The 16709-nt window shown below is 35.6% G+C and carries 16 protein-coding genes; 5 read left to right on the forward strand and 11 right to left on the reverse strand.

All coding sequences use genetic code 11. The features are described from left to right. Positions 1 to 74: 74 nt before the first annotated feature. From BLT57_RS13515 to BLT57_RS13565, 11 genes are all read right to left on the reverse strand, one after another. Positions 75 to 992 carry a glycosyltransferase family 2 protein gene (locus BLT57_RS13515; protein WP_091426431.1) on the reverse strand — a complete coding sequence of 306 codons (918 nt, stop codon included), beginning with the start codon at positions 990 to 992 and terminating at the stop codon, positions 75 to 77. Then, the gene (locus BLT57_RS13520; RefSeq protein WP_091426433.1) at positions 989 to 1891 is read right to left on the reverse strand and encodes a glycosyltransferase; all 903 of its coding nucleotides are present in this window, start codon (positions 1889 to 1891) and stop codon (positions 989 to 991) included. The genes BLT57_RS13515 and BLT57_RS13520 overlap by 4 nt, the downstream gene beginning before the upstream one ends. A gap of 71 nt (positions 1892 to 1962) precedes the next feature. Further along, positions 1963 to 2766 (reverse strand): methyltransferase domain-containing protein, encoded by an 804-nt coding sequence (locus BLT57_RS13525; protein WP_091426435.1) that lies wholly within the window; start codon positions 2764 to 2766, stop codon positions 1963 to 1965. A gap of 2 nt (positions 2767 to 2768) precedes the next feature. After that, positions 2769 to 3470, reverse strand: coding sequence for a sulfotransferase (locus BLT57_RS13530; RefSeq protein WP_157717196.1), 702 nt, complete (start codon positions 3468 to 3470; stop codon positions 2769 to 2771). Further along, positions 3458 to 4726, reverse strand: a complete 1269-nt coding sequence (locus BLT57_RS13535) for an ABC transporter ATP-binding protein (protein ID WP_091426439.1) — start codon at positions 4724 to 4726, stop codon at positions 3458 to 3460. The genes BLT57_RS13530 and BLT57_RS13535 overlap by 13 nt, the downstream gene beginning before the upstream one ends. Before the next feature lie 2 nt (positions 4727 to 4728). Further along, the gene (locus BLT57_RS13540; RefSeq protein ID WP_091426441.1) at positions 4729 to 5592 is read right to left on the reverse strand and encodes an ABC transporter permease; all 864 of its coding nucleotides are present in this window, start codon (positions 5590 to 5592) and stop codon (positions 4729 to 4731) included. 78 nt (positions 5593 to 5670) lie between these two features. Beyond that, complete coding sequence (locus BLT57_RS13545; RefSeq protein ID WP_091426850.1) at positions 5671 to 6651, reverse strand: SDR family oxidoreductase; 981 nt, start codon at positions 6649 to 6651, stop codon at positions 5671 to 5673. Beyond that, complete coding sequence (locus tag BLT57_RS13550) at positions 6651 to 7943, reverse strand: nucleotide sugar dehydrogenase (protein WP_091426443.1); 1293 nt, start codon at positions 7941 to 7943, stop codon at positions 6651 to 6653. Before BLT57_RS13550 ends, BLT57_RS13545 begins: the two co-directional genes overlap by 1 nt. Positions 7944 to 7945: 2 nt before the next feature. Further along, complete coding sequence (locus BLT57_RS13555) at positions 7946 to 8533, reverse strand: sugar transferase (RefSeq protein ID WP_231928708.1); 588 nt, start codon at positions 8531 to 8533, stop codon at positions 7946 to 7948. 1 nt (position 8534) lies between these two features. Next, entirely contained in the window at positions 8535 to 11018 is a 2484-nt protein-coding gene (locus tag BLT57_RS13560; RefSeq protein WP_091426445.1) for a tyrosine-protein kinase, read from the reverse strand. After that, positions 11019 to 11813, reverse strand: coding sequence for a polysaccharide biosynthesis/export family protein (locus BLT57_RS13565; protein WP_091426447.1), 795 nt, complete (start codon positions 11811 to 11813; stop codon positions 11019 to 11021). Positions 11814 to 12077: 264 nt separating this feature from the next. Between BLT57_RS13565 and BLT57_RS13570 the strand changes: the two genes are divergently transcribed. The 5 genes from BLT57_RS13570 (at position 12078) to BLT57_RS13590 (ending at position 16561) form a co-directional block, all read left to right on the forward strand. Next, the gene (locus BLT57_RS13570) at positions 12078 to 13946 is read left to right on the forward strand and encodes an ABC-F family ATP-binding cassette domain-containing protein (protein WP_091426449.1); all 1869 of its coding nucleotides are present in this window, start codon (positions 12078 to 12080) and stop codon (positions 13944 to 13946) included. Positions 13947 to 13948: 2 nt separating this feature from the next. Continuing rightward, positions 13949 to 14719: an O-methyltransferase gene (locus tag BLT57_RS13575; protein WP_091426452.1), complete on the forward strand. Its 771-nt coding sequence runs from the start codon at positions 13949 to 13951 to the stop codon at positions 14717 to 14719. Positions 14720 to 14795: 76 nt separating this feature from the next. Then, on the forward strand, positions 14796 to 15479 hold the full coding sequence (locus BLT57_RS13580; RefSeq protein WP_091426455.1) for an ABC transporter ATP-binding protein: 684 nt from the start codon (positions 14796 to 14798) through the stop codon (positions 15477 to 15479). Positions 15480 to 15578: 99 nt separating this feature from the next. Then, positions 15579 to 15707 carry a hypothetical protein gene (locus tag BLT57_RS14295; protein ID WP_255361754.1) on the forward strand — a complete coding sequence of 43 codons (129 nt, stop codon included), beginning with the start codon at positions 15579 to 15581 and terminating at the stop codon, positions 15705 to 15707. 278 nt (positions 15708 to 15985) lie between these two features. Next, a complete protein-coding gene (locus BLT57_RS13590; protein WP_091426459.1) occupies positions 15986 to 16561 on the forward strand; it encodes a cob(I)yrinic acid a,c-diamide adenosyltransferase in 576 nt (191 codons plus the stop codon). Positions 16562 to 16709 lie beyond the last annotated feature (148 nt).

Below are 16709 nucleotides of genomic sequence, written 5' to 3' on the forward strand. Positions count from 1 at the left end.
TTGACACCAATTCATCCTTTTAAAATATATGCTCTAAGACTCTAAATTTGTGATACAGCATTAAAAAAAGTAAATTAATTTTGTAAATAATGTCTCCCTTTAGTGACATTTTTCTCACGACTTTTTTCAATTAATGGCCTTAAACTTTTTAATATCCTGAGCTCTTTTTTATAATGCGAAATACGATTTAACTTAAATTGTAATATCGCTTTCACTATTAAACGTTCGAGCTTGTGGATTTTTTTTTCTATATGGTTGTTAGACAATATATTCCCATAATGAACTTTATAACTTAACTCTAGCTTCTTATAATAAGCATCAGTATAGATAATTAGTTTCTTATGAACCCGTTCAGTTCTATCATGGATGATAAAAATATTCGGCACAACACCAATATGAAATCCATGATATAATACACGCTGACAATAATTATCATCTTCACCATAATGAAAAAACAAAGGATCAAAACCTCCAACAGTATCTAAACAAGATTTCGAAATTAACCAACCTGCAGCATTTACGAACGGAACGTGGTAAACATTTTTAAGAGTATTTCCTAAAACAAAATCTGAATAAAATTGACCTGTTTGTTCTTTAAGCATAAACGAGGAAAAGTTTTTATCAAGTCTCTTTTTATCAGCAGTAATATGTATTGGACTTAGAACACCAAATACAGGTTGCTTTTGCTGAATACTAACCATCTTTTCGAGTACATTACCTACTAAATAGGCATCTTGATTGAGCAAAAACACATGTTCTGCATCTTTTTCAAGAGCATACAGTATGCCCAAATTATTCGCTTGACCAAAACCTAAATTAATATCTTGCTCTAATAAGGTTATATCCGGGTAGTTTACTTTAATAAAACTAACGGATTCATCTGAAGAATTATTATCGACAACGATAACACGGTATTCTTTGCAGCTATCTAGGCATTGCTTCAGCCATGCCATACCATTATATGTAACGATGACGATATATATATTTTTCATCTAATCAATATCTTAATTTTGGTGATTAGGATTTTAAAAAACTTTTTAAAAGATACATTTTTTGCTAGATAGTTCACATCTAAATATTCTTTCTTATGGACTTCATCAACTCGACTCAGAGAGACAAGTTGTTTTTTTAATAATATCTCTTTTTGAGGTTCCTCAGTTAAATATGACAAAATACATGACTGATAATTTAATATTTTGGTGTGCATTTGCGCATCATTCAATGTTGAATAAACACCTACTCCGAGCCTGTAAACTGCCATCTTTTCATGTAATTTTTTTATATTTCCTGAATTGGTATATATGATGTGTAAAAAATAATCTGCAACCGAACTATACTTCAATTCAAAAGGAAAATTTACAGGTTGATTTCTGTACATAACAGAAGCGGTATGAATAAAGTTACCTTGAGTTAGCAAGTCAATTAGAGTATGGCTTTTGTTTTTGATATTATTATATCTTTCTTTAGCAATATTTTTTTCTAAAAATATTTCACCTTCCAAAATCTCTACCTCATGAAAACAAAGATTATAATCTTCATTTTCTTCTAAAAAATTTACTTGTTTTTGCAGTTTTAATGGATCGGTCCAATAATCATCCCCTTCACATAATGCAATATACTTACCTCTAGAGGATCCAAGAATATCAGTAAGATTTGCAGTCATACCGATATTATCTTTTCGGTTGATATATTTAATTATTATTCTACTTGCTGTTTCATTAATTAGAGAACGAATTATTTTGTCAGTGTTATCCGTTGAAGAGTCATTCCCGATAATTACTTCGAAACTAAATTTAGTTTTCTGCATTAATATACTCTCTAACGCTTTTTTGATATACTTATCTTGATTATAAGTAATCATACAAACACTAACAAGCGGATCTTGAATCATATACTTGCGTTTTTTGTGTAAGGTTTTCTATTCAAAACTTTGATCAAATTTTATCTTATAAAATTATAATGTTATTCTGGTCTTACTACATATAAAACCGATTTCATATCAATACCTGAATTTTCGAAAACTGTCTTAGAAAAATAATCTACACCTAATTGTTCAACATGAAATCCTGATTCTTTTAATCTCTGCGTAAAATCAAATTTACTGTACATTCTTACATGATCATCTTGTCCAAAATACTTCCACCTTAAGTGTTCAGATTCTAAATATTCTTCATTTTCAACAGACTTTTCTATGCTTAATAGTATCGGCACTAATAATATGCCAACACCATTTTTTTTCAAAATACGATGTAATTCTGACATAGCTTTTAGATCATCATCAATATGCTCTAAAACATGTGAACAGATGAACATATCGAAACTATTATTATCATAAATATGCATATCTTTTATATCTACAATATCATCGACATTATCCATAAATAAGTCAGCAGTTCGATAGTTTATATTTTTCAGCCTAGATATAAACTTAGACAAAGACTTAGCGGGTGCCAAATCCAATAATTTTAATGAATTATCTTTATTTCCTATATGTTTTTTAATAAAAAGAGCAATTAATCTCTCCCTGTCTGATGCTCCACAATTATCACATTTATAATATTTTAAATTTAAAGTTTCGAACAAAAAAGGTGAATAAACAAATCCATGCTCAAAGAACTTACCAAAGTAATACTCATAAAGAAAAGGACTTATAATTACCTGTTCATCGCATACAGGACAATATTTAGATTTAGCAATCTGTGCATTTTGACCACTAGGTGTTTTTCTAAACTTCTTTTTAATATAATATTTAAACTTCTTTAGCATTTTTATTTTTCTAAAAAATTACATGTATAATTTTTAGCTACAATATCTTTAGATGTAATTCTCGGGAAATTCTTAGCTATTGTTTTTATTTTTAAAAAAGTGATTAATTTTTCAAAATCGTTCTTTTCAGAGAGATTAATTGTTATTAATCTATCTTTTGACTCATTTACCGAGAAATAGTTTTGGACATCATTTATATGGTCCTTATATTTTTTCATTAATACTTCTTTATTATATAGTTCGATATTGTTATCAAAAAAAACATTATTCATTAAATCCCATGACCACCCTTTATAGACATAATTTGAATTCTTTAAAGATTCTAGCGTAGGTTTTTGACCGTTATGATAAAATTCTGAATGGAATTTCAAAATAGAATTATACCACTCCTCAGGAGAACTTCGTACGGTCAGTATAAATTTGCTATTTGGAAAATACTCGAATAGATATTTAAAAGTTTTGGGAAGTGAAAATGGGACATCTTGGAAAACTTGCATCTTACTCTTCTCGCACGAATTAATTATTTTTTCAAAATCTTCATTTATATAATTGCTCAAAAGTAATTCTCCCTTAGCTTGATTAAATACTTTATAACCGTGATTTTCAAAAAAAACACCCAACGAAGTCGTTCCTGTTTTATTCATCCCTATGCAAAATACAAGTGGTTTGTTTTTATTTTTATTGAATAGATTTAAAATTCCCATGAAAACCTTGGTTTTAAAAATCCTGGAGATTTTCCCATCCATTCCCCTAATACTTTTTCTTCCTCGAGTATGACAAATTTTAGAACATCATTGGAATTAAATAGTAATTTTTTCCCATCAGTTATCATAATATCAATAGCAAAAACACCTTCATTAAAAAACAAAGACGGAATTCGCATTATGATTTTTTTTGATCCTATATAAGCAATATTCTGTCCATCTAAATTAGAATTAGTCACAAATATTTTTTGTCCACTTGAATCTTTGAAGATATATACAATAACGATTTTGTCATTTTCACTCTTCTCAATATCTATGCTAATAATTACGGAATCTTTTCGATTTATTGGACTTTCATAATCTTTACTAAATCCATGAATTCCTATATGCTTTATACTAAAAGTCACATCTTCAAATTCATTTTTATCAAAATAATAAGACTTTTGACTTGAACCCTTTTGATAGTTTGAGTTTAAATAAAACTCTACCGCATCATCTTGATTCCCCTCAAACACCACCTTCCCATGTTCTAACACGATCGCCCGTGTGCACAAACTTTTCACAGCCGCCATATTATGACTTACAAACAGTACGGTGCGTCCTTCGCCTTTAGAAATGTCCTGCATTTTACCTACGGCTTTCTTTTGAAACTCGGCATCACCAACAGCTAACACCTCATCGATCACCAAAATATCGGGTTCTAAAAAGGCGGCTACCGCAAATGCCAATCGTACCCGCATCCCAGAAGAATAGCGTTTTACAGGGGTATCCACATAGCGTTCACAGCCACTAAATTCAATAATTTCTTCTTCTTTGGCTCTAATTTCAGTCTTGGTCATCCCTAATATGGCTCCATTGAGATAGATATTCTCTCGACCGGTTAATTCGGGATGAAAGCCAGTTCCTACTTCTAATAAAGAGGCAATGCGACCTCTGGTTTTAATTTCGCCAGTTGTTGGCCCAGTGACTCGAGACAATATTTTTAGTAAGGTTGATTTTCCGGCACCATTTTTTCCAATAATACCCAAGACCTCACCGCGTTTCACTTCAAAGTTGATATCCTGCAGAGCCCAAACATAGTTACTCGTCGCCTTAGTGCTGCGATCATTCACATCTCCCACTTGTAAAAAAGGGTCGTCTTTTCCACGCAATCTATGCCACCAACGTTTCAAGTCATCACTCATCGTACCTGTACCCACCAGACCCAATCGGTATTGTTTGCTAATATGAGATGCTTTAAGTATGGTATCAGACATTATTATACGGTATCTATAAAGGTTTTCTCGGTTCGGTTAAATATAATAATTCCTAGAAAAAAGAGGATGACGGTGACGGCTGTTGTAAAAATGATACCAAAGGCACTAATAGTGCCCTCACCCAATAACATATATCGCGCCGTTTCAATAATATAAGCCATAGGATTATACTCTACCAGCCAGGCAATCTTTGGCAATTTTTCGCGCATCAATGCCAATGGATACATCACGGCAGAGACATACATGAGCAATTGCACGCCAAAACTCACTAAGAATTTCAAGTCGCGATATTTGGTAACTAAAGACGAAATAATCATGCCAAGACCCAAGCCTAACATGGCCATAAGTATGACGAGTATAGGAAAAAACACAATCGCACTATTCACATGAATACTGGCACCTTGCGTCACATAATAGACATAAAAAGCAACAAATACTAACAACTGAATTCCGAACTTTACCAAGTTTGAAATCACCACCGATAAGGGCGAAATGACCCGTGGAAAATAGACCTTTGAGAAAATAGCGGCATTACTTTTAAAGGTATCAGAGGTTGCAGTTAAGCAGTTTCTGAAATAGCCCCAAACAGAGATCCCTGCCAGATTAAACAAAAATGGAGGCACCGAACCCGTTTCGATATTCGCCACTTTATTAAAGATTAATGTAAAGGTAATGGCTGTAAATAAGGGTTGAATGAAATACCATAAGGGTCCCAGAATCGTCTGCTTATAAACGGTGATGACATCGCGTTTCACAAACAGCAGTAACAAATCTCTATAGCGCCATATTTCTTTAAAGTTGAGATCTATCAACTTGCGTTTTGAAGAAATGGTGTAGAGCCATTGTTCCTTAGGTTGGGTATTCAAAATTGATTTAAGATTTAGTTTATGCTAATATACTAAATGCTTATAGAGTATAAAATAATCGCAAGGCCTAATTCCTAACTATTTATGAAAAGCGTCCCAAGTGATTCTAAGCCCTTCTTTCACCGTAAATTGTGGTTCATAACCCAATAATTTTTGTGCTTTAGAAATATCAGCTAAGGAGTCGCGCACGTCGCCTTGTCGCGGTGGCCCATGCACCGCCTCTACCTTAGAATTGGCAGATTCCTTTAACGCATTCCATAAATAATTCACGCTAATCCGCTCGCCACAGGCCACATTAAACACTTGGTTCTTTGCCTTTTCAGAGGCGAAAAACCCACGTATATTGGCTTGCACCGCATTATCTACAAAGGTAAAATCTCGCGTTTGCTCACCGTCCCCATTAATTTGAGGTGAGGCGTTATCAACTAAAGCTTGCATAAATAACGGAATGACCGCAGCATAAGCACCATCAGGGCTTTGTTTTGGTCCGAAGACATTAAAATATCGAAAGCCAATGACATCGGTATCATAGGTTGTTCCGAAGACATCGGCGTACAATTCATTGACGTACTTGGTCACCGCATAAGGTGACAAGGGCTTGCCAATTTCATCTTCTACCTTAGGCAACACTTTGCTATCACCATAGGTTGAACTTGAAGCGGCATAGACCATACGTTTAACCGTTGGAGTGTCTTTAAGTGCAATCATCATATTTAAAAACCCAGAAATATTCACCGCATTGGTGGTTGCTGGATCATTAATAGAACGCGGCACAGAACCTAGAGCTGCTTGATGAGACACATAATCGATACCATCCATCGCCGCTTTACAGGTTTGCAAATCTCTAATATCACCAACAATAAGTTCAAAAGCTGGATGATTGTGAAACTCCGTTAAGTTTTCGCGATGACCGTTTGAAAAATCATCCAAAACACGCACTTTCTTAGCGTCATATTTTAAGAGGTATTCAACGATATTGGAACCGATAAACCCACCGCCTCCTGTTACTAAAAATGATAACTGACTTAAATCTTCATTGTGGTATTTATTGTCGTACATCATAATCTGGCGTCTACGGCATCTTTAGGTAATAATGATTTGACATCAAAAACAACACCGATATCCGATTTTAGTTCTTTTAAGTTTAGCTCTAAAAATTCTTTGTGAGATACGGCTAAAACGATGGCATCATAGTCAGTTTGCAACTTCGACGCATCCTCTAACAATTCAAAATTATACTCGTGTTGCACCTCCTCTTTTGAAGCCCAAGGGTCATACACATCTATTGTAACGTTATAGGTTTCAAATTCTTTTATGATATCAATCACACGTGAATTTCTAATATCTGGACAGTTTTCTTTAAATGTGATGCCGAGAATAAGCACCTTAGAATCTTTGATGCGTGCCCCTTTTTTAATCATCAGTTTCACGGTCTCTTGAGCAACATAACCACCCATACTATCATTCATTTTTCGACCAGCAAGTATGATTTCCGGATTATAACCAGATTCAATCGCTTTTTGAGCCAAATAGTAAGGGTCAACACCAATACAGTGCCCACCCACCAATCCTGGTGTGAAATTTATAAAATTCCATTTGGTTCCAGCAGCTTCCAAAACGGCTTTAGTATCGATATCTAGTAATCTGAATATTTTAGACAATTCATTTACAAAAGCGATATTAATATCACGTTGCGAGTTCTCGATAACTTTAGCAGCTTCAGCAACTTTTATGGACGGTGCCGAATGGGTTCCTGCTGTTATAATTGATTTATAGAGATCATCGACTCTTTTAGCGATTTCTGGCGTAGATCCTGAGGTCACTTTTAAAATCTTAGTCACTGTGTGCTTTTTATCTCCCGGATTGATACGCTCTGGAGAATAGCCTGCAAAGAAATCTTTATTAAATTCTAATCCGGAGTGCTCTGCCAAAATTGGCACACAAATATCTTCGGTGACTCCAGGATATACAGTAGATTCATAAATCACAATATCTCCATTTTTAAGCACCTTACCCACACTTTCACTCGCTTTTACCAAGGGTGTAAACACGGGTTTATTTAAGGCATCGGTAGGCGTTGGAACCGTAACAATATAAATTGTAGAATCTTGGATATCGCCAGCATCATTGGAAATCAATAGCCCTTTTTCAGCCTTTGGATTTGAGGTCAACACTGCACTTAAATCTTCATTTTCCACTTCTAGGGTCTTATCCACACCGTTTTTGAGTTCAGCAATGCGAGCCGCGTTAATATCAAAACCAACGACCATATACTTTTTAGCAAATTCAACGGCTAGCGGCAAACCCACATAGCCAAGTCCGAGTATTGTTATTTTTTTATGCGTATCCATTTTCAACTACATAGTGTTTTTAGAATAATATTCAAATCTAAAGAAAAACTCCAATTTCGCGCGTACTTTTTATTGATTTCAACCTTATCTGCCCAAATAATCGTTCTATTGTATGTTTCTGGGTCCACTTGATTTGCGAGTATAACTTCTTCGTTTTTATATTTTAATGTTGCCGGACCAGTTATTCCCGGTTTTAGTAACAAAATGATGCGATCATCACCTTGTAATTGATCGGCAAAACCTTCAACATCTGGTCTTGGGCCCACAAAACTCATATCGCCTTTAAGCACATTATATAGTTGTGGCAATTCATTCAATTTAGTCCGTCTCAGAAATTGACCTACTGCTGTGGCACTCTTGTAAATTTGTCCTATTTGATGAGGACCCGCTTTTAAAGTTCTAATCTTATAAATATTAAAACGTGTCCCATGTTGACCAATACGCGGTTGTGAAAAAATCCCAAATTGCCCTGAATCTATGGTACTCATGAGGACCAAAAAAACAATAGGAATAACTAACACTGGCAACAGCACTACAGCAAAGCAGACATCAAAAATGCGCTTTATTAGGAGTTGCTGCTTACTAATCACTTTAAATTCGTTTTATAAAATCCTTGACACGTTTGAACAGGCTGTTGTTATCACGCTCATGATAAGCATTACCGTAAGTGCCATAACCATAACCGTAGCCGTAGCCATAGCCATAGCCATAACCATAACTTTGGTTGGATTTATGCCTGTAAAAGTTTAAAACAAAGCTGATATTCTTGACTTCTCCAGCTCTGTATTTGGCATTTACAAGCGCTAACATGCCTTTTTTGGTATAATCTAACCGCACCATAAAAATGGTGGCATCGGCATAATGTGTCAATTCTAAAGCATCGGTTACTAGCCCCAGAGGTGGTGTATCTAAAATAATCATATCATACTCCTGACGTAATTGCAGTAATAGATCTTTCAGCTGGTCACTCATCAATAATTCAGACGGGTTTGGCGGTACGGGACCTGAGGGCACAATATCAAGATTTTCAATATGTGTGGTTATTTTAATGCTCTCAAAATCGCTCTCCCCAATTAAGTAATTTACTACCCCTTTATCATTGTCAATATTAAAATCTCCAAAAATTTTAGGTTTACGCAAATCCAAACCTAAAAGAATGGTTTTCTTACCGGTAAGCGCATAGACCGTCGCAATATTAATAGAACAAAAGGTTTTTCCTTCACCACTCACCGAAGATGTAATCATGAGTGTTTTTCCGTGTTCCACATCTAATTTCTTATAGAAAAATTGCAAACTCGAACGAATCGCTCTAAACGATTCAGCTACTGCCGATTTTGGTTTTTCATAAACAACGAGGTTGTTTTTATATTTGTACTTCCCAATCAAGCCTATAATTGGAATTTTAGACAATTGTTCGACCTCCTCCGACCCGTGAATGGTATTATCGAGCAGAAAGACCACAAAAATCAAAAACATGGGAATAAAAAAGCCCATCATCAAACCCATCATATAATTGAGGGACTTATTAGGACCAATTAAACCACCGCCTATATCTTTGGCTTCATCCACAATGGAGATGTCAGAAATATTAGCCGCCTTCACTATGGCCGCCTCGCTTCGTTTGGCCATATAGACGTCATAAGCCTCCTGACTGATGTCCAAATTACGTTGAATTTTTAAGAACTGCTGTTGATCTTCGGGCAATCCACTCAACTTGGCTTCAAAATTGGCAATCCTGTTATTTATTGCTGCGATCTGAACACGTATTGTCTTTTTCGTAGCATCAATGGTTTCTAATAATACATTCTTTTCGGCATCAATACGGCGATCAATATCTTTAAACAAGCCTGACCCTTCTTTGGTGGTATACTCTAAATTTTGCCGTTCAATAGACAAACCGGTGATCTTCGCCACACTACTTAAAATATTATTCTCATCAATTCCAACTGAGGTAGGAGCCGCGATATTGGTATAATCGGTTTTTGTATTTAAATAGGTTTCTAAATTATCGAGATAATTGAGCTTTAGCTCTTCATTTTGTTTACCAATTTCAATTGCTCTGAGTTGTGATGAAATGTTAGAAATTTCTTCCGTGACACTAAAGACCTTGTTTTGTTTTCTGAAATCATTCATTTCATCAGTAAAACCTCTGAGGTCGTCATCAACAGCGTTTAGACTACTATCTATAAACTTAATGGTATTGGTGGCATATAGGTTTTTACGTTCCAATTCAGTGCGGCTTAAGATGGCAGAGGTTGTATTTAAATAATCAACAATCTTCGCTTTATTCGTTCCCGACAATTGTAGCCGCAATACAGACGGTGACGAGGGAGAAAATGGAGTGATGCTTACCTTTCCTTTATAAGAATTCACAACGCCATCAAAATTTGCAAATCGTATAAAAAACTCTGATCCGGGTTGCACATTTAAATTTGGTTTCAGCGTGAGTGACCCATTTAAAAATGACAAGCTAATATAATCACCATTCTTGTAGGATTTGGTAAACGTTCCTGTTGGTACTTGTATTCGTTTCTTCGATTTATCTGAATAGATCTGTGCTGTCCTATTAGCCCCTTCAAACTCGGTAAAGACTTCAAATTCATTATTGTTTTTAAATCGAATCCCCACAGGATAGCCTAAAACTTGAGGTTGTGATTTATCGAGAATAAACTCAAAAGGGACCCGTTTGTATACATCTTCTTTTCGGTATTTACCTTCAACCAAATAGCTCATATAATACTGAAGCGAATCGACCACCAATTCGTTATGCGACCTGGTCTTCATGGTGGTAATCACCTTCCCTACCTTACCAGAAACACCACCCCAATTAAAAGAGATACTGGTATTGGCAGTAAAAAACGGATTTTGATCGTTTTCAACAGAAATTAAAGAGTCTAATTTGTAAACATTTTGTTTCCTTACATTAATTAAATAGGCGATGATCATCGCCAAACTCACGAACACTAATATAAACTTCCATAGACTGAGAACTTTAAACAAATAGCCTCTAAAGTCAAAACTTAATCGACTAGACTCTGTCTGTTCAAATTCATCATGTGTGTTATAATCTTTCATCTATAGTCTAGTAACAAGAACAATTGTAGTGGTTATCAAGGAGAGTACCGTAGCAATCGTCCCCAGTGTTTGAACTAAAGTTACTCCCGTTCCAATTGATTTTTGTTTGAGAGGTTTCACATAAATAATATCGTTAGGCTGTATGTAATAATACGGTGATTTCATCACTTCAATATCGGTTAAATCTACAGTATGTATTTTTTGGCCTTGTGGATATTGTCTGATAATCTGCACTTCTTTTCTGTTACCCGTCACAGGCATGTCACCAACATTAGCTAAGGCCTCAAAAATATTAACCCGTTCTTGAAATAAGGTTTGTGTGCCCGGTGAGCCTACTTCTCCTGTAGCAGTATACCGCAAGCCAGCTAATTTAACGGTAACAAAAATATTAGCTGTTTCCTTAAATTGATCTTCCAATAACATATTGGTAATTTGTCTTTCAATCTCTTCCATCGTATATCCAAGAACATTTAAGGTGCCTAAAGTTGGTACCCGTATGTTGCCATGTACGTCTATCGTAAAGCCATCAAAATAAGCGCGCTCAGCACTGGAAGCGTTCAAATTACCTTCCCCAACTGGGTTAAAAATAGTGACGTTTTCCTGGTCTAAGACCTTAATACGAATATTTAAAATATCATTGACTTGCGCGCGATACAGCTTTGGTTGTTCTACCATAGTTTGCGTAGAGTCCAATGCTGTGTTTTTATTTTGAAGATATACAATGTCTTTTTGTGGAATACATGATGTAACTAACGCACATAATAAGACACCTGTAAGCACTAATAATCTATTCATTGTTAAGTTGCTTGATGCTTCACAAATATAACCTATCACTATTAATATCAAAACTATTCCTCGATTTTTTAGCCCTACCAGTTACTGTTTAAGTTTCTGAAAAAAGAAAATGAAGATTATTCTCTTAATCTAATTTACAAGAATCACGCCTAGCAGAAGTTATGATTTGTTTTGCTCATGATATATACCGGAAAAAAGCACATATTATTGCCTTAAATTAAAAGGTAAATGGTATAATATCGCTTTCTTTGTAAAAAAATCGTCTTGAACTATCTTACTGTTGAACATATCTCAAAATCCTATGGCGAATTAGAGCTTTTTAAAGACCTCTCGTTTAGTATTCACAAGGATGATAAAATTGCCTTTGTCGCCAAAAATGGAAGCGGCAAAACTTCTATTCTCAATATCCTATCAGGAGCAGATACGGCAGATTCCGGACAAGTGGTCATGAGAAATGGATTGCGCATCTCTTTTTTGTCGCAATCCCCACAGTTTGATCCTAACCTCACTATTAACGAAACCATTTTCAATTCCGATTCTCCGCAATTAAAAATCATCGAGAATTACGAAAAAGCATTACTCAATCCAGAGGACGCCGAGGCCTATCAGAAAGCTTTTGAGCAAATGGACCTCCATAATGCCTGGGAATTTGAACTGCAATTCAAACAAATTTTATCACAACTTAAACTTGACGATCTCGAGCAAAAGATTGATACCATGTCTGGCGGACAGCTAAAAAGACTGGCATTAGCCCAGGCATTAATTAGCAATCCTGATCTATTAGTACTTGATGAACCCACCAACCACCTAGATCTAGAAATGATTGAATGGTTGGAACAGTATTTTGCAAAGTCACAGTTTACCTTATTTATGGTCACGCATGATCGTTATTTTTTAGAACGTGTATGTACTGAAATTATTGAACTTGATGAAGGCAAACTCTATACCTATAAAGGAAATTACTCGTATTATTTAGAAAACAAAGAAGCGCGCATCAGTCAGGAGCAAGTCGAAACTGGAAAGGCAAAACAACTCTTTAAAAAGGAATTGGAATGGATGCGTCGCCAACCTAAAGCGAGAACGACCAAATCGAAATCACGTATTGATGATTTTTCAGATATTAAAAAACGTGCCCACCAGCGTCGAAGTGATCATAAGGTTCAACTTGAGATTAATATGGAACGCTTAGGAAGCAAGATTGTAGAATTCCATAACGTTTCAAAAGCCTTTGAAGACAAAGTCATTCTAGACAAATTTGAATATACCTTTAAACGTGGCGAGCGGATAGGGATTATTGGTAAAAATGGGACTGGAAAATCAACGTTTTTAAATATGCTTACCAATAGCCAGCAACCTGATAGCGGTAAGATTATTATTGGCGATACCGTTAAATTTGGTTACTATACGCAAGGTGGTATCGCGGTAAAACCCCAACAAAAAGTGATTGAGGTTATCAAAGAATTTGGTGAATTTATTCCATTAGCTAAGGGACGACAAATTAGTGCTAAACAACTTTTAGAGCGTTTTCTATTCGATGGAAAAAAGCAGCACGATTATGTTGAAAAATTAAGTGGAGGTGAGCAAAAGCGCTTATACCTATGTACAGTTCTCATTCAGAATCCTAATTTTCTAATTTTAGACGAACCTACCAATGACCTCGATATCGTCACCTTAAATATTCTTGAAGAATTTTTACTGGATTTCCCAGGTTGTCTTCTCGTTGTTTCTCACGACCGTTACTTTATGGATAAAATTGTAGATCACCTATTCGTATTTAAAGGTGATGGTGTTGTTCAAGATTTTCCTGGTAATTATTCTGATTATAGAACTTACGAAGCATCAACTCCAGCAGCATCTAAAGTTACTGTTGAAACGTCTAAAGTTTCCGTAGAAAAAGAAAAAGATTATAAGGCCGAAAAGCTATCCTATAACGAGCAAAAAGAATATAAAAATATAGAGAGTAAAATCCGTTCTTTAGAACTCGATAAAAAAATACTCGAAGAAAAATTTAATGACGCTTCTTTAACTCAGGAACAAATTAACAAGCTCTCGCTTCAGTTACAAACCATCATTAATACTATTGAAGAGAAAGAAATGCGCTGGCTTGAATTATCAGAAAAATTTGAATCCTAATCATGTTTCAGATTCTTGAATATATAAAGTTTTTATTCAAATCTACCAATCAACATGGTGTGCATTCCCCTTTTGTTTATGACCTCGTCACCAAATGCTTTTATGATACCTCATCACATGAGGCCTATTCGCAACTTTTAGACTATAGAACAGCTTTATTACAGCATACAGGCCGTATTGAAATCACCGATTTCGGTTCGGGCTCAAGAGTTTTCAATTCAAATTCCAGACGTATAAGTGCGCTAGCAAAGACGTCAGGCAGCTCTTTAAAACGCGCACAACTCTTGTATAGAATTGTCCGTTATTTTAAACCGAAACACTCCCTTGAGCTTGGCACATCTCTAGGTATTGCAACTCATGCCATGGCCCTTGGTCATCATGAAAATAGCATTACAACTATTGAAGGTTGCCCAAAGGTTTCCGCATTTACCGCACAACAACTCCGTAATTACCATATACATAATGTGACCCTAGAAAACGGTGAGTTTGGAAGCCTCCTTCCAACATTAAATCACCACAGCTATGATCTTGTTTTTTTTGATGGAAATCATCATAAAACAGCCACCTTAGATTATTTCCACAGTCTTTTAGAATCCGCCCACAATGATTCTATTTTTATTTTTGATGACATATACTGGTCTAAAAGCATGATGGAAGCCTGGGAAATTATTAAAACACACCCTAAAGTAAGCGTTACCATTGATACCTTTTATTGGGGTTTTGTGTTTTTTAGAAAAGAACAAGCCAAAGAAAATTTCATAATAAGAGTGTAACAACAAGTCATGTATTGCGTCATATGGTGTGAAATCTGTATCTTGCAGAGACTTAAAATTAAAAGTATATTCCAGTATGAGTAACGTCATTGAAATTAGAGATATCATTCGTGATTTTAAACTCGGGCAAGAGACTGTTCATGTTCTAAAAGGTATAAATCTAGATATTGAACGTGGTGATTATGTCGCTATTATGGGACCATCAGGTTCTGGTAAATCCACCCTAATGAATCTATTAGGCTGTTTAGACACCCCAACTGCTGGACACTATATACTCAATGGTAAAGACGTGAGCCAAATGAGTGATGACGAGCTTGCGGAAATTAGAAATACTGAAATAGGCTTTGTATTCCAAACTTTTAATCTCTTACCCAGAACCACTGCTTTAGATAACGTAGCATTGCCAATGGTTTACGCTGGAGCTTCAAAATCTGAACGCGCGAAACGCGCTGAAGAAGTATTAAATGATGTTGGTCTCTCTGATCGTATGGATCATAAACCTAATCAGTTATCTGGTGGTCAACGGCAACGTGTTGCTGTGGGCCGTGCCTTAGTGAACAAGCCCTCCATTATTTTGGCTGATGAGCCTACTGGGAATTTAGATTCTAAAACGGGAATGGAAATCATGGCACTTTTCGACGAGATTCACAGAGCTGGAAATACCGTCATTATGGTAACACACGAAGAGGAAGTTGCCGAACATGCACATCGTATTATAAGACTGCGTGACGGGATGGTAGAAAGCGATACGCGAAGATAAGAATGTCAAGAGGCTAAATTTTACGGCTATTGTAAGTGATGTTTTTTTCGCTCAACTCTGAGAAATAATAACCTGAATGAAAATTTAAACACATAAATCATGCTTTACACAATTGCCATACTTGCGGGTTTCTTTGTATTCATTCGAATTATTTTTAGAAATAATGAACGTTTACGTGAACGTCGAAATAAAGATTCTATCTTTCATAAACGTCGCTTCAAACGATAAGATCATGACTAAAAAAATATGGTATATCATCGCTGGTATTTTACTTTGCTTTTTAGGTTCTGTGCTCATTATTTCCATAACAATATACGCTGACAAAGCCACAAACAATAGTGTTTATTACTTCCTTATCATGCCTTTTATTTTAGAAATAATTGGCGTTTTGATCCTTCGCAAAGGCATTCTTTTAAACGGCAACTAAAAAAAATTCAACGATGCGCATTAGTGCGATTCGAATTAAAAACGCGTATTTTTGAATTTCAAAAATTGACACTTGTATTATGAAAATATATACTAAAACAGGAGATAAAGGCACCACCGCTCTTTTTGGAGGCACTCGCGTCCCAAAGCATCACATTCGCATTGATAGCTACGGAACCGTAGACGAATTAAACTCGCACCTCGGACTCATTAGAGATCAAGATATTGATAATCACTACAAAGACGTACTTATAAAAATCCAGGATCGTTTGTTTACTGTCGGCGCTATTTTAGCAACCGACCCAGAAAAAGCCATCTTAAAAAGTGGAAAGCAGCGACTTAATATTCCAAAAATTTCGGAAGGTGATATTCAACAACTGGAACAAGAAATGGATACCATGAATGAGGCATTGCCACCAATGACACACTTCGTATTGCCTGGCGGCCATCAAACCGTGTCATTCTGTCACATCGCTCGTTGTGTGTGCAGGAGAGCCGAACGCTTGGCCAGTGCACTTAATGATTTGGAACCTTTTCAACCCGAGAGTCTCACATACTTAAACCGACTTTCTGACTATCTCTTTGTATTGGCACGAAAGTTGTCCTATGACTTGCAAGCCGGAGAAGTAAAATGGATTCCAGAAAAAGAATCCTAGAGTACCACTTTGCAGAATAAATTATCAGTTCTAACAGGCTTAAACTCAATAAAAATTAAACGTTCTTTAAATTATTATTTAATTAATTCATTTTTTTCTTGACTTTATGAACTATAATTTTATTTTTGCAAAAAAATAAACCTATAAC

Source organism: Formosa sp. Hel1_31_208 (assembly GCF_900104785.1).
Taxonomy (GTDB): domain Bacteria; phylum Bacteroidota; class Bacteroidia; order Flavobacteriales; family Flavobacteriaceae; genus Psychroserpens.

Bases quoted from the DNA above. Each gene is read 5' to 3' on its own strand.
- BLT57_RS13515 (WP_091426431.1), bottom strand. From the start codon at position 992: ATGAAAAATATATATATCGTCATCGTTACATATAATGGTATGGCATGG.
- BLT57_RS13520 (WP_091426433.1), bottom strand. From the start codon at position 1,891: ATGATTCAAGATCCGCTTGTTAGTGTTTGTATGATTACTTATAATCAA.
- BLT57_RS13525 (WP_091426435.1), bottom strand. From the start codon at position 2,766: ATGCTAAAGAAGTTTAAATATTATATTAAAAAGAAGTTTAGAAAAACA.
- BLT57_RS13530 (WP_157717196.1), bottom strand. From the start codon at position 3,470: ATGGGAATTTTAAATCTATTCAATAAAAATAAAAACAAACCACTTGTA.
- BLT57_RS13535 (WP_091426439.1), bottom strand. From the start codon at position 4,726: ATGTCTGATACCATACTTAAAGCATCTCATATTAGCAAACAATACCGA.
- BLT57_RS13545 (WP_091426850.1), bottom strand. From the start codon at position 6,651: ATGTACGACAATAAATACCACAATGAAGATTTAAGTCAGTTATCATTT.
- BLT57_RS13550 (WP_091426443.1), bottom strand. From the start codon at position 7,943: ATGGATACGCATAAAAAAATAACAATACTCGGACTTGGCTATGTGGGT.
- BLT57_RS13560 (WP_091426445.1), bottom strand. From the start codon at position 11,018: ATGAAAGATTATAACACACATGATGAATTTGAACAGACAGAGTCTAGT.
- BLT57_RS13565 (WP_091426447.1), bottom strand. From the start codon at position 11,813: ATGAATAGATTATTAGTGCTTACAGGTGTCTTATTATGTGCGTTAGTT.
- BLT57_RS13575 (WP_091426452.1), top strand. From the start codon at position 13,949: ATGTTTCAGATTCTTGAATATATAAAGTTTTTATTCAAATCTACCAAT.
- BLT57_RS13580 (WP_091426455.1), top strand. From the start codon at position 14,796: ATGAGTAACGTCATTGAAATTAGAGATATCATTCGTGATTTTAAACTC.
- BLT57_RS14295 (WP_255361754.1), top strand. From the start codon at position 15,579: ATGCTTTACACAATTGCCATACTTGCGGGTTTCTTTGTATTCATTCGA.
- BLT57_RS13590 (WP_091426459.1), top strand. From the start codon at position 15,986: ATGAAAATATATACTAAAACAGGAGATAAAGGCACCACCGCTCTTTTT.